The sequence below is a fragment of the Elusimicrobium sp. An273 genome (genome assembly GCF_002159705.1).
GTDB lineage: Bacteria > Elusimicrobiota > Elusimicrobia > Elusimicrobiales > Elusimicrobiaceae > Avelusimicrobium > Avelusimicrobium gallicola.
In genome coordinates this window covers 218,860-231,988 of the sequence record NZ_NFJD01000003.1, presented here as the reverse complement: position 1 = coordinate 231,988, position 13,129 = coordinate 218,860, and the positions used below count along the sequence as shown (strand labels likewise).

14 protein-coding genes and 1 tRNA gene are annotated in these 13,129 nt (G+C 50.7%); 6 read left to right on the top strand and 9 right to left on the bottom strand.

Translation table 11 applies throughout. The annotated features are described in order from the left end of the window. The first annotated feature begins 3 nt into the window (after positions 1-3). Positions 4-462, top strand: coding sequence for a hypothetical protein (locus tag B5F75_RS05360; protein WP_087288717.1), 459 nt, complete (start codon positions 4-6; stop codon positions 460-462). A gap of 91 nt (positions 463-553) precedes the next feature. Here B5F75_RS05360 and tgt read toward each other — a convergent pair whose 3' ends face one another. Further along, complete coding sequence (gene tgt / locus B5F75_RS05355) at positions 554-1,723, bottom strand: tRNA guanosine(34) transglycosylase Tgt (protein ID WP_087288715.1); 1,170 nt, start codon at positions 1,721-1,723, stop codon at positions 554-556. Positions 1,724-2,293: 570 nt separating this feature from the next. Here tgt and B5F75_RS07740 point away from each other — a divergent pair. Beyond that, positions 2,294-2,878, top strand: coding sequence for a type IV pilin protein (locus B5F75_RS07740; RefSeq protein ID WP_275531909.1), 585 nt, complete (start codon positions 2,294-2,296; stop codon positions 2,876-2,878). Positions 2,879-2,925: 47 nt separating this feature from the next. Here the strand turns inward: B5F75_RS07740 and queA are convergent, their stop codons facing one another. From queA to ruvA, 4 genes are read right to left on the bottom strand one after another with little or no spacing between them, the layout of a single operon-like run. After that, positions 2,926-3,963 carry a tRNA preQ1(34) S-adenosylmethionine ribosyltransferase-isomerase QueA gene (gene queA / locus B5F75_RS05345; RefSeq protein WP_087288713.1) on the bottom strand — a complete coding sequence of 346 codons (1,038 nt, stop codon included), beginning with the start codon at positions 3,961-3,963 and terminating at the stop codon, positions 2,926-2,928. Beyond that, complete coding sequence (locus tag B5F75_RS05340) at positions 3,953-5,206, bottom strand: SpoIID/LytB domain-containing protein (RefSeq protein ID WP_087288712.1); 1,254 nt, start codon at positions 5,204-5,206, stop codon at positions 3,953-3,955. Before B5F75_RS05340 ends, queA begins: the two co-directional genes overlap by 11 nt. A gap of 12 nt (positions 5,207-5,218) precedes the next feature. After that, positions 5,219-6,241: a Holliday junction branch migration DNA helicase RuvB gene (ruvB, locus tag B5F75_RS05335; RefSeq protein WP_087288711.1), complete on the bottom strand. Its 1,023-nt coding sequence runs from the start codon at positions 6,239-6,241 to the stop codon at positions 5,219-5,221. After that, positions 6,238-6,849, bottom strand: coding sequence for a Holliday junction branch migration protein RuvA (gene ruvA / locus B5F75_RS05330; RefSeq protein ID WP_087288709.1), 612 nt, complete (start codon positions 6,847-6,849; stop codon positions 6,238-6,240). Before ruvA ends, ruvB begins: the two co-directional genes overlap by 4 nt. 253 nt (positions 6,850-7,102) lie before the next feature. On the opposite strand from ruvA, the gene B5F75_RS07735 reads away from it, so the two are divergent. Together B5F75_RS07735 and B5F75_RS07730 are read left to right on the top strand one after the other, a co-directional pair. Further along, positions 7,103-7,648 carry a type IV pilin protein gene (locus B5F75_RS07735; RefSeq protein WP_275531908.1) on the top strand — a complete coding sequence of 182 codons (546 nt, stop codon included), beginning with the start codon at positions 7,103-7,105 and terminating at the stop codon, positions 7,646-7,648. Positions 7,649-7,860: 212 nt separating this feature from the next. Continuing rightward, positions 7,861-8,391 carry a type IV pilin protein gene (locus B5F75_RS07730; RefSeq protein WP_087288708.1) on the top strand — a complete coding sequence of 177 codons (531 nt, stop codon included), beginning with the start codon at positions 7,861-7,863 and terminating at the stop codon, positions 8,389-8,391. Here B5F75_RS07730 and ruvC read toward each other — a convergent pair. From ruvC to B5F75_RS05300, 4 genes are all read right to left on the bottom strand, one after another. Next, positions 8,388-8,954, bottom strand: a complete 567-nt coding sequence (gene ruvC / locus B5F75_RS05315; RefSeq protein ID WP_087288706.1) for a crossover junction endodeoxyribonuclease RuvC — start codon at positions 8,952-8,954, stop codon at positions 8,388-8,390. The two genes, B5F75_RS07730 and ruvC, sit on opposite strands and share 4 nt — an antisense overlap. Before the next feature lie 12 nt (positions 8,955-8,966). Then, complete coding sequence (locus B5F75_RS05310; RefSeq protein ID WP_087288701.1) at positions 8,967-9,725, bottom strand: YebC/PmpR family DNA-binding transcriptional regulator; 759 nt, start codon at positions 9,723-9,725, stop codon at positions 8,967-8,969. 242 nt (positions 9,726-9,967) lie between these two features. Beyond that, positions 9,968-10,040 (bottom strand) — tRNA-Arg (locus B5F75_RS05305). A 23-nt stretch (positions 10,041-10,063) separates the two neighbouring features. Further along, entirely contained in the window at positions 10,064-10,972 is a 909-nt protein-coding gene (locus B5F75_RS05300; RefSeq protein ID WP_087288699.1) for a cation diffusion facilitator family transporter, read from the bottom strand. A 64-nt stretch (positions 10,973-11,036) separates the two neighbouring features. Here B5F75_RS05300 and B5F75_RS05295 point away from each other — a divergent pair, with 64 nt between their 5' ends. Next, positions 11,037-11,678: a CpXC domain-containing protein gene (locus B5F75_RS05295; protein ID WP_087288697.1), complete on the top strand. Its 642-nt coding sequence runs from the start codon at positions 11,037-11,039 to the stop codon at positions 11,676-11,678. Beyond that, positions 11,675-12,787 (top strand): CCA tRNA nucleotidyltransferase, encoded by a 1,113-nt coding sequence (locus B5F75_RS05290; protein ID WP_087288696.1) that lies wholly within the window; start codon positions 11,675-11,677, stop codon positions 12,785-12,787. The genes B5F75_RS05295 and B5F75_RS05290 overlap by 4 nt, the downstream gene beginning before the upstream one ends. Positions 12,788-13,129 lie beyond the last annotated feature (342 nt).

The following is a 13,129-nucleotide window of genomic DNA, read 5'->3' as shown; positions in this document are numbered from 1 at the left end:
GTTATGGGAAAATTGATAAAACGTTATTTCGCGCTGAACATATGGGTAAAGATTATCTTTTTCTTTTGTCTGTTTGGGGCGTTTGTTAATTTTTTTCTGGTGTGGCGGGATATTGCCGCCAACGGCATTTTGCTGCGCCTGCATGCGGGCTTTTTGGTACTGTATGTGTCGCAGGTGGTGTTTATTTTACTGCACGAGCGCTACGTAAGCGTGCTGGCCGCTTTGCAAGGGCTGCTTGCGTTGCTGACCAATGCGGATTTTACGTTTGTGCCGCTTTTGCGGGGGGTAGGGCAGTTTTATTATTTAGCCAACCCTGTGCCCAGCGTAGAAGCGATGACCGTTTATAAATATGTTTTTGTTTCGGCGGCGTTCACCCTGCAGCTGTTAAGCGCGTATGCGTTATTTTCACTGCTTCCTAAGTACGAGCCCAAAAAGAAAGAGCCGTCGGAACCGGAAAAATAAAATTTTACGGCAATATATAAAATCCCCGGGGAAATTCCCCGGGGATTTTTTTGCTTTTGAATTAGAAAATAAGTCCTGTCCGCGGACGGCGCTATTTAAAATTTTGGTATTTGCGGATGACTTCATCCTTAAACGCCAAAAAGGTGCCGTTGGCAATAGCCTGCCGCGCGCGTTCCATTAAGTGAATCAGGAAGCGGATGTTGTGAATACTCATCAGGCGGTGGCTGGTAAGTTCGGCCGAGCGGTACAAATGGCATAAATACGCGCGGGAGTAGCGGCGGCAGGTGTAGCAGTCGCACTCCGGATCCAGCGGAATGTCTTGGGTGCGGTATTCGGCGTTTTTAATGTTCACGCGGCCGGTGCTGGTCATGGCCATGCCGTTGCGCGCTACGCGCGTGGGCCATACGCAGTCAAACATATCTACCCCGCGTTCAATGGAATTTAAAATTTCCACCGGCGTTCCCAAGCCCATAAAATAGCGGGGCTTGTTTTCGGGCAGATTGTCGGTAACCGCCAGAACGGATTCGTTCATCTGTTCCAGCGTTTCCCCCAGCGACAGCCCGCCAATGCAGTATCCGTGCGTGGGCAGAGAGGCCATATGCTGGGCAGCTTCTTTGCGCAAATCGGGGAAAATGGCCCCTTGGATAATGCCAAATAAAAGCGAATTGCCTACTTCAAAAGAGCCGTCCGCCCGTTGGGTAATGTGTTGTTGGGGCACGGTCTGTTCGTAGGCCTTGGCGGCGCGTTCGGCCCAGCGTTTGGTGAGGTTTAGGGCTTGGCGGGCATCGTGCTTGGAAGGATCTTTTGCGTGAATGCAGACGTCCAGCATCGTCCAAATATCCGAGCCGATTTCGCTTTCAAACTGAATGACGTTTTCCGGCGTAAACAGATGTTTGCTCCCGTCGTGGTGGGACTGAAAAGTTACGCCCTCTTCCTTAATTTTGCGAAATTTGGACAGGCTGTATACCTGAAACCCGCCCGAATCGGTCAGTACACTGCCGTCCCAATGCATAAATTTGTGTATGCCGCCCATTTGCTGCAAGATGGGGGTAGTGGGGCGCAAATACAAATGGTACGTGTTGGAAAGCAGACACTCGGCCCCGGCGTTTTTTAAGTCTTCGTCCGTAAGCGCTTTGACGCAGGCCTGCGTGGCGACCGGCATAAAAACCGGCGTATGCACCGCGCCGTGCTTGGTGTACAAAATGCCGGTGCGGGCTTTGGAATGAGGATCTTTGGATAATATGTGAAAGGGGGAATTCATACTTATATTTTATCATATCTGTCGGGCGGCCCCCAGCGCGGGTTGGCCAAGCTTTTGTTGTTTTGTAAAGGGGCAAGAGTGTGAAAACAGGGTGGCGTAAACGAATCGTGCGAACGGGCCTAGGATGCCACCCCCTGGAAGGGGAACTTTTTCTGCGGCAGAAAAAGTACCAAAAAGACCGCCGCCCCGGCGTCCTCTAAAAGTCACTTTCAAACGGGCCCTTTTACAACGCGCTTCGCTCACACAATAAAAGGGCCGTTTCGTTTGAAAGGCTTTTTAGAAACAGGACAAAGAGGCGGATAAACGGCAACAACACAAAAGGGAAATACTTCTTTGTATAGCAGTGCGGCTCACCTGCTGTTTGGCAAGAGCGCGACAGGGCGGAAACAGTGTGGCGTAAACGAATCGAATTAACGGGTATAGAGTGGGGAGGGGCGGCTCGCCTGCCGTTTTGTTAGTGTGCAACAGTACAGAAACAGTGTGGCCTAAACCAATCGGATGAACGGGCATTGAGTCGGGAGGGGGCGGCTCGCCCCTTGACTCGTTTTTTTTTTTTGATAAATTTTGCGTATGGCAACAATTTATCAAAAATCCTTCCCCGGCACTAAAAACGCCGGATTTACGCTTATAGAGCTCTTAGTAGTGGTATTAATCATCGGTATCTTGGCGGCGGTGGCCGTACCGCAGTATCAGAAGGCGGTTGAAAAAAGCCGTATCAGCGCCTTGTTCCCGATTGCCCGTGCGGTGGAAACGGCACAAAAAGCCTATTATATGGCAACCGGTTCATTCAGTAACGAAATGAGCAACTTGGATATTTCCGTTCCGCTTCCGACCGCTCCCGCCGCGCCGCCCTGTTCGCTGGCGTATCAATCCAGCGATTCGGCCCGCCAAGACACGCAAACTGTGGTTGCGCTCAACAACCGCTCTTCCGCTAAATCTTATTTTGTGGCGGCGGCTCGTTTGACGGGGCCGTATAAATGCTCCGGAATTAAAATTCCGCTCAAGGATGTATCCGTTTTAAAAGAAGGAAAAACGTATTGCTATGAGCACATTGCTCATTTTACGGGAGAAGCCGGCAGTTTTTGCCAAAAAATGATGAATGGAACGTACGTAACTTCTTTTGATTCCTGCCGGTTTTACGAGATTCGCCAATAACAGCCAGTGCATTTAAAAAGCCCCGGGAAACCGGGGCTTTTTGTTGCTCATAAAATCATCATACTGTCGCCAAACGAGTAGAAGCGGTATTTCTTTTCCACCGCTTGCAGGTACGCTTCGTAGATGAAGTCCTCCCCGGCAAAGGCAGACGTCATACACAAGGGCGTAGAGTCCGGAAAGTGGAAGTTTGTAATCAGGCAGTCTATGCCTTTAAACTTATAGCCGGGGTAAATAAACAAATCCGTCCATTTTTTCCCGGGGTGGGTAATGTGGTTTTCATCCGTAAAGGTTTCCAGGGTGCGGGTGCTGGTGGTGCCGCAGGAAAATACGCGTTTTCCGTTTGCGCGTACGGCGTTTAGCGTATCTGCCGTTTCGGGGGAAACCTCGCCCAATTCCGCCAGCATATGGTGCTGTTCCGGCTCGCCGCGCAAGGGCTTAAACGTGCCCCAGCCCACGTGCAGGGTAATGTAGCAGATGTGCACGCCCTTGTCTTTTAACTTCTGCAAGAGTTCCGGCGTAAAGTGAAACCCGGCCGTCGGCGCGGCAATGGAACCGGTATACTTGGCGTAAACCGTTTGGTAGCGGTCTTTGTCGGTAGCAATGCTGGGGGTCATGCCGTCGTGCTTGCGGGCTTTTTCAATATATTGCGGCAAGGGCATCAGCCCGTGAGTGTTGCAGAACGGTAAAATATCCTCTTGGTTAAATTCCAAAACGGCTTCGTTGTTTTCGGTTTTGCCGGTTGCTTTCGCGCGCAGGCCGTCCCCGAAATCCAGGGTAATGCCTTCTTTATAATCCCGCGTGAGCACGGCCCAGACATTCGGTTTTTGCATCGGCCGCACGAGCAGCACTTCTACCTTTCCGCCCGTGGGTTTATGGGCAAAAAGCTTGGCGGGGAAAACCTTGGTGTTGTTGATTACCAAGGCGTCGCCGGGGTTAAAATACTCGTGAATATCGCGGAAAATGCGGTGTTCAATGGTATGCGTGTCGCGGTGGAGCACCATTTGGCGGGCGCTGTCGCGCGGGGTGGCTGGTTGCTTGGCAATCAGCGGGTCTAGGTTTAGTTTTTTAAAACGTTCAAATGCCATAGTAATTGGAGATGTTTTTTATTTCCGATCCCGGATAGTAATTTTTTAAAATCTTTTTGTAATTTTTTCCGTCTTTTGCCATGCCGTTGGCGCCGTCTTGGCACATGCCAATGCCGTGGCCGTAGCCTTTGCCTTCAAAATGTACGTCATTTTTGCGCACGGAAAGCTTGGTGATTTTGCAGCTGCGGATGCCGACGGCCAGGCGGAAATTTCCGCACGGAACGGTTTTGGAGCCTTTGGAGGTGCGGATCGTTATATTGGTGGCGCGGCCCGTGTCGGTTTTGCGGGCGATTTTCAGGCTTTTTAGCGTACCGGAAAGCCCCACCCGCTTGGCGTAATTTTCCACCTTGGAACGGGGGATGTTCATCTGCCATTTGTAGCTTTTGGAGTGGGAATCGGTCTTGCAGGAGGCGCCGGAAAGCGGCTTAATGGAAGCCGCGCCGGGGTTCCAGCTGCGTACGTCGTCCGTACCGCCGCCACAGTTGGCGTGGTAGTAGGTAAAAAACAGTTTGTCCTGATAGGTCAGCACTTCGCCGCGGGTGCCGTCCACCGCTTTTTTGACGGAATCATATTGCTTGCCGCCGCCTTTATACATTTGGCTGCGAACGTCGGAAAACACGTCAAAATTTTGGTTTTTTACGTTTTCCAGCGTCTTTAGCGTGTAGGTGCGCGCCGCTACGGCCTGCGCTTTAAGCGCTTCCAAGGGCCAGGAATGGCTCATCTCGTAGGGAAGAACGCCGTAGAGATACGTTTCCAGCGGGGCGTGCTCCACCAAGTGAAACGTATTGCCGGCGGGAATGATAAAAATTTTGCCGGAGTAAGAATTTTTGTTCCACACCAGCAAGGTGTTTAAAGCAGGCTCCAGTACAATGGTTTTGTTGGCCTGCAGAGTGCCCACTTGGATTTTGCCGCTGCCTAAGGCTTTGACCGATAACGTGCCGGGGGCGGAAATTTTGTATTTTTTATCCAAATTTAACGTATAGATATATACTTTGCCCGTATGTTTGATGAGGGCGGATTTTTGTTTTTCCGCCAGCAGAATGCGGACGGTTAAATCTTTCGGGCGGCGTTTAGCCTGCGGATCTTGGGATTTCGGTTCGGGGGCGCGCGTCAGCGCGGAAGAGTTGATTTGGCTTTCTTTGGCGGCTTGCGCGCCGACGGCGGCACGCTGGGAAGGCACGGCGCACGCGCTGATAAACAGGGTGGCTAGGAACAACAGCTGAAAACGCAATAAGTGTTTCATCGGGTCTCCGGGTTAGAAAAGTAAATCCGTATGTTGTTTGCGGCCTAAGTGGTCGTAGGCTTTGCGGGTGGCCACGCGCCCGCGCGGGGTGCGCGCAATAAAGCCGGCTTTGATTAAAAACGGCTCAATCACGTCCGTCAGCGTATCTACGGCTTCCGAGACGGCAATGGCCAAATTGTCCACGCCTACCGGGCCGCCTGAAAAACGGTCAATCAGCGCTTCCAAAATCCGCTTGTCCACGCTGTCCAATCCTTCTTCGTCTATATCCAGCGAGTCCATAGCCGTTTTGGCAATTTCGCGCGTAATGACGCCGTTGCCCTTTACCTGCGCAAAGTCGCGCGCGCGGCGCAAGAGGCGGTTGGCAATACGCGGCGTGCCGCGGGAGCGCTTGGCAAGCTCCGTCAGCCCTTCGCGGTCGGCCTGGATGGCGAGCAGTCGCGCGGAGCGTTCCAAAATGTCGGTAATTTCCGGCACTTCGTAAAAACCTAAGTTAAACACAATGCCAAAGCGGTCGCGCAGGGGGCCGGTCAACAGGCCCGAGCGCGTGGTGGCTCCCACCAGCGTAAAGCGCGGCACCGCCAGTTTTAAGGTGGTGGATCCGGCGCCTTTTCCGGTGTTGATAAAGAAAGTAAAATCTTCCATGGCCGGGTACAGAGCTTCTTCCACAGCCGGATTGAGGCGGTGGATTTCGTCAATAAAAAGGATGTCTCCGTCGGAAAGTTCCGTCGTCAGCATGGCGGCCAAATCGCCAGGGCGCGCTAGCACCGGGCCGGAAGTAACTTTGATGTTAACGCCCATTTCTTTGGCCAAGATGTTAGCCAGCGTGGTTTTGCCCAGACCCGGCGGCGCATAAAAAAGGCAGTGATCCAGCGCTTCTTTGCGCGATTTGGCCGCCGCAATAAAAATGCGCAGGTTTTCTTTTAATTTATCCTGCCCCACAAACTCGTCCAGCGTGGTAGGGCGCAGGGCGGCTTCCAGCCCGGCGGACTCTTCGGGCAGTTGGGAAACATCTAAAATTTCGTTTTGGTTGCTCATTTTTTCAACACCCGCAGGGCCTCTTTAATAAGGTTTTCAATTTTGTCGTTGGGATTAATGCCTTCGGCATACAGCTTTTCCATGGCGCGGCGCGATTCCGCGGCGGAATAGCCCAAGGCGGTTAACGCTTCCATCACCCCGCTCATGTAGGGGGCTTCGTCCATTACCTTTATTTTGCTTTCGCCCTGTACGGTTACGGCGTCCATTTTATCTTTTAAGGAAGTAATCAGCTTTTCCGCCGTTTTGGCGGTAAAGCCGAAAATGCCCGTTAAAATTTTGGGGTCGCGTTTTAAAATGGCGTTATGGAAATCCGCCACCGAGCGAAGGGCTTTGTTTAAAAATTCCATTGCTTTTTTGGGCCCGGTGTTGGGAATGGCGGTTTTGAACAGAAGCCAGAGTTCTTTGTCTTCTTTATTTAAAAAACCGTACAAGACGGTGCCGTCATAAGGGGAAATGGATTCCGCCACGTACAGCGCCCGTTCGGTGCCGGCCGTCAGTTCCAAAGCCGAGCTGTGGGCCAGGTTTACTTCGTAGCCCACGCCGCCGCACACGATGACGGCCCCGTCTTCTTTGACTTCCAAAATCTCGCCTTTTAAATACGCTATCATACTTTCATTTTACCATATTCCCTTACACTCTCCGATAACTAAAAATCACTCCTATAATGGGGGCTTATACCTTTTTTTTGTAAACGATGAAACAAAAAGTGCCAAAAGCGTCTGCCCTGGTTTTGGCAGAGATTGCGTTAAAAGCGCGTGGTGAGGCTTGAGCCGTGTGGCTCCACCCATCGTGTTAACGGGTATAGGGTGGGGTGCCCCAGCTTTGGCCTTGACTCGTTTTTTTTTTTGATAAATTTTTGCTATGAACAAAATTTATCAAAAACCCTTCCTCGGTGTTAAAAACGCCGGATTTACGCTAATAGAACTGTTGGTTGTTGTTTTAATCATCGGCATATTGGCGGCGGTCGCCGTTCCACAATATGAAATAGCCGTTGAAAAGAGCCGAATAGCTGAAGTTCTTACGGCTTTTAGCAATCTAGAGAAAGCTGAAAAAATGTTTGAAATGAGCAACGGACGCTATACGCGGCAACTGGATTTATTAGATATTGAAATGCCAGGAATTGGGCGCGATATCGGGTATGGGCAAAACAACTGGGAGACTGATAATTATTATTTTTGGGCCGAAGCAGAAAGCTATGGTTGGGCAAACCGTGTGTTTAGAATAAAAGCTTCTTCGAAAAAAAGTAAGAAATATACCTTGGTAATGGATTTGAACCAAGGGGAAAAGAAAATTTATTGTACGGAGTACGCTCCTTCTTCTGGGCCGACAATTCCCGTCCCCGCGGGCCAGCTTCCTGACATTTGCCGCAAACTAGGGGCGGCATCCGACGGGTTGATGAAATTATAAAGATTGTGTTCTTCTAACTTAATAAACCGGCTTTTTGCCGGTTTTATTTTTTTATTTGCACAATAACCGACTTTTTTTGTTTCTGTGCCAATCAAGCAACTTTGGTCTTGTTTTGTTTTTTTTTTTTGATACACTGGTTTGGGCATTAATTGGAAGGCAGTTAATTATTAGACTATAAATAAGCCTTTCAATCAACGCGCTAAGGAGTTTTTATGAAAAAAGGTTTTACTTTAATAGAGCTATTGGTAGTGGTGTTGATTATTGGCATTTTGGCGGCGGTGGCTTTGCCGCAGTATGAGAAATCCGTTGCCAAAGCCAAAGCTACGGAAGCCGTTACGTTATTTAGAAGCATAGCAAAAGCCAAACAGTTGTATTATTTATCCAATGGCAAATACACGCGCGAGCTGGATTCGCTGGATATAGAGGTTCCCAATATCGGGGTGGATTTTGGCTATGGAGTGAACAATTTTAAAGGGAACCACATGCAATTTTATTTTGAAGGAGGAAATTCTCAGACGGAAACAATGATAGGAAAGGCTTACCCAATAAAGGCAACATACAATAATAAACAGTTTGCCATCTATATGAAACTTGTTCCGCCTAATGGAGAGTTAACTATTTGGTGTACAAGTGACTATGATCCCAATTATGGGTTTGGTAATTGGAAAAATTTTGACGCAAGTGCAACGGCCTCTCCCATTTGCCAAGGAATCAGCGGAAAGAAGAACGGGTTGATGAATTAACGTTTTTTGAGTTGAAGTTGTTTGGCGGCCTTCAGTTTTTCCAGGAAGGCCGCTTTTACGTTTATCATTGCGTTTAGCGGGGCTGTTTTGGCGTGGCAGACGGCAATGGCTGCGGCGTCGGCTACGTCATCTGGGGAGGGGGCTTTGTCCAAGTTTAGCGTCAGCTGCACCATCCGCTGGACTTGCTTTTTGTCGGCCGTTCCGGTGCCGCAGAGCATCATTTTAACTCGTTTGGGGGGATAAAACGAAATCGGCTTGCCCGCCAGCTGGCAGGCCAGGATAATCACGCCGCGCGTCATGACCGTGTTGGCCATGGTTACGGCGCGTTTTAAGAAAAAGTTTTGTTCCATGGCCACCTGATCGGGCCCGTAGGCGGCGATGAGTTTTTGCAGTTCGGCAAAAATATATTCCAACCGATTAGGCAGTTCCTGGTGGGCGTCCGTATGAATCAGCCCGCACGCCCGTAAAGACAAAACGGAACGGGCGTCCCTTGTGAGGATGGCCCATCCCGTTCTGTCTAAACCAGGGTCTATACCTAAAACGGTGGTTGTTGTTTTGTTCAAGCGGCCTCTGTACTAGGCGTTGAGTTTGGCGGCCACGGCTTCGTCTATATTCGAGTTGTCATAGACGTTTTTGGTGTCGTCGTGGTCATCGAGCGCTTCAAGCATATTCATCAGCGTTTCGGCGGTATGCTCGTCGGTAATGTTTACTTCCGTATCGGGCAGCATCGTCAAATCCGCGGAAACCGGCGTAATGCCTTTGGCTTCAATCGCTTTTTTCACGGCGTCCAATTCCGCCATGTCCGGGCTAGTGATTACTTCGTACACATCGCCCGCGGTGCGCACATCTTCCGCTCCGGCTTCCAAGGCCAGGTTCATCAGGTCGTCTTCGGAAATGTCTTCTTTCTTGACGACAATCAGCCCTTTGCCTTTAAACATATAGGACACGCAGCCCGCCGTGCCGATAGAGCCGCCGTGGCTGGTGAAAATTTTGCGGATTTCCGAGAACGTGCGGTTCTTGTTGTCTGTCGTGCATTCCACAATGACGGCTACCGAACCGGGGCCGTAGCCTTCGTACGTGATTTCTTCGTACGACACACCCGGCAGCTGGCCGGTACCTTTCATAATGGCGCGTTTTACGTTGTCCGACGGCATATTGGCCGCGCGGGCATCGTCCATGGCTTTGCGCAAGCGCGGGTTTTGGTCGGGGTTGCCGCCGCTCATTTTGGCGGCGATGGTAATTTCTCTTAAAATTTTGGTAAATACTTTACCTTTTTTGGCGTCTACGAGGGCCTTTTTGTGTTTAATACCGGCCCAGTGCGAATGTCCACCCATAGGTACGCTCCTTACTGCAAATTTAGATATTTCTATTTTAGCAAATTTTAAGCCATAGAGGAGAGACTCTGCAGATTTCATCAAATAAAGCGACAAGCGGCAAACGAATGCGTGCGGGCCCGCTTGCCGGCATTTGAGCGGCAAGCATGCTGCGGCCGGCCGTTTTTTAGCGTTCTTTGCGTTTTTAATTTTCCGACGGAAAAATAAGTGGTGTGCTGTAAAAATAAAACTCGGAAGAAGTATGCCCCGTACAGGACTTGAACCTGTACCACCGGTTCCGAAGACCGGGACTCTATCCAATTGAGCTAACGGGGCGTACGGCTATTGTAGCAAACTTTTTAATGGTTGTTATCCAGCGAGCGGGGCTCCGGGTGGATGGTAACCAAGGTCTGCTGACCGAAGGCCTGTTGCAGGGCTTGTTCCATTTTATCCGTTGCGTCGTGCACCCGCTTTAAATTCCATTCGTCCGGCAGGTATACGTGAAATTCCAAGCAGGCATAACCGCCGATTTTGCGGGTTTTAATGCTGTGCGCGCAGGCTTGCGGTTCCGCCTGGCGGCAAACTTGCGTAATTTTGGTTTCCGCTTGGGCGCCCAGGGATTTGTCCAGCAGTTCGTCCGAGGCGCTTTTAAGGATATTCCACGCCACTTCAAAAATAAAGAAACTTACCACCACCGCCGCCAAGGGATCCAGCACCGTCCACTTGTTTCCCAAGAAATATGCCCCGCCGATACCCAACAGCGTGCCGATGGAGCTCATGGCGTCCGAGCGGTGGTGCCAGGCGTTGGCCTCCAGCGCGGAAGAGCCGATTTGCTTGGCCGCTTTCAGCGTGTAGCGGTACAGCCATTCTTTGACGGCAATGGAAAGCACCGCCATCCACAAGGCAATGGCGTGCGGGCGGGCAATGGTGCCGCCTTCGGCCAGGCGGACGATATCCAAAATTCCGTTATAGAGAATTTTGGCCCCGACCGCAAACAGCGCCACCGAGATCACCAGCGTGGCCATCGTTTCAAACCGGCCGTGGCCGTAGGCGTGGTCTTGGTCGGCGGGGCGGGTTGAAAATTTGAGGCTGGCCAGCACGACGATATCCGTCAGCGAGTCGGAAAGCGAATGGACGGCATCCGCCACCATGGCGGAGCTGCGCCCGAATACGCCGGCCGCAAATTTGGCCGCGCACAGGACGGTGTTGATAATCATGCCTTTGACGGTAATCTCGCGGGCAAAAGCAGAACGGGCTTGTAAGTTCATATTTAAATTTTATCATTTTAAGAAAAGTAGCAAAACTAATGTTTTTTTGCTATAAATAATACATATGAAATCTATCAAAAATGAAGCGGCCGCTCACTGCCCCAACCATTGTGAACCTTTTGATGTGGAGTACTGGTCTTTGGTCAGCGCCGACCAAGACCCCGATTTAAAATCCGCCATTATGGGCGGAGAACTCAATTTAGTACAGTGCCCGGAATGCGGCACGTTTTTCCACCACGACGGCGATTTGATTTATTTTGACGCTCCCGCCGAGCTATTGGTCTTTGTATTTTCGGAGAAAGACCGCCCGCGCGAAGCGCAACTGCGGGAACGGATGCAGAAAGATTACGAATTAATTAAAAATACGCTGCTTAAACCGCTGCATATGGACTATCCTCCCATTTGCGTGTTCGGGCTGGACGCGCTGAAAACGCTGTTGCAGCACGAAGAAGTGGAGTCGTACGAGTCCGAAGCGGTTGCGGCAGCCGCCGCCGCTATGGGAATGCAAGTAGCGCGGCTGAAACCTTCATACGCAAGAGCCAATCATTTTCCTCTCTACGTGCCGGCACCGGCTCCCTCCAAAACTGCCAACGATTACGCCGTGGCCGCCAGCAAAGTGTTGAAAAGCGGTCTTAAAAGCTTGTTGCTGCGCAATTTTGAAGACCGTATGAGCCAAGAGGGGGCTTTGCCGCCGCAGGTGCTATGACTGTTACCATACCGAAATCTTACCGGGAGCCGCTCTATACCATTGGAGAATATGCCCAGAAACTGGGCCTGAAAGCTTGGGTGGTGGGCGGCGCCGTGCGGGATTTTTACCTTAAAAAAAATACATTGGATATTGATCTAGCCTTTGACGGAAACCAGGAATCCGTAGCGGGGTTTTGCGTAAAACGCTGGGGAGGCGCCAAGCGGAAGTTTTCCCAGTTCGGCACGTTTCGCGTGCAGTTGGATAACGGCCTCAAGTTGGACATGGTGCGCGCACGCAAGGAAAGCTACCCGCACCCGGGAGCCTTGCCGGTGGTGGCGTTTTCAAAAGAAATGAAAGACGATTTGTTCCGCCGGGATTTTACCACCAACGCCTGGTGCCTTTCCATTTTGCCTAAAAATTTCGGTCAATCGTACGACCCGTTCGGCGCCCAAAAAGACATTGACGCCGGCGTCGTGCGGATTTTGCACGATAAAAGCTTTTTGGACGATCCCACCCGCATGTACCGTGCGGTGCGTTTTGCCGGGCGTTTCGGCTGGCGGCTGGCGCCCAAAACGGAGCGGCTGCTGCAAGCGGCGGTTAAGGAAGAATATCCGCTTTTGCTGACGCGGGAACGCTTTTGTCAGGAATTTTTAAAAGTCTTGAAAGAAAAACGCGTGAAAGAAATTTTTGGCTTAATGGAAAAATACGATATGCTCAAATTCGCCTGGCCGGGGCTTCGTTGGAATGACGCGTTAGATAGCGTTTCTACTCCGGCGGAGCGGATGGGGGTACTGGCGTGTTCGCTGGGGCCCAGCGGAGAAGATTTTGTCCGTACGCTCCACTTGCCCAAAGACAAGGCGCAGGAGATTGTTTCGGCGTGGAAGATTGCGCAGGAGCAAATGTGCCCGCTCGGCCCGCTGTCCGAAATGCAGAAAACCGTTTTAAAAACGGTTTTCCCAAAATTGCCTTTACAGGCGTTGGAGCCGTGTTTCGTGCGTGGGGGGGAGCTTAAAAATTTGGGCCTTTCCGGGCGGAAAATTTCCGGCGCGCTGGGGCGCGTGCGCAAAGCGCAATGGAACGGTGAAATTAAATCCCGGGAAGAAGCAATCGCCTTTCTTACCCGTTAAAGCTGCCGCAGCAGAATTTAAAACACCCCGGCTCAACCGGGGTGTTTTTATAGGGGATAAAAATCCGGCCGGCTGGAAAAACAGCCGGCCGTCGGTTCCTCAGGCAAAAAGAAAGGGAATTGCCTTTCTTTTTGCCAGCTCCGTTTTGGTTTGCTTTAGTTGTATAACCCCAATTAATCATTAATTAAGGCTATTTTTAGTATAACTAATTTAAATTATTAGTTCAAGCGTTTATTAAATTTTCCGTTGGCCGCTTGAAAACAAAGAAAAGTCCGTTCGGATAAAACAGCCTTTATTTATATAAAAGGCTGGACAAATCGTAATAATAAAGTAGAATATGAA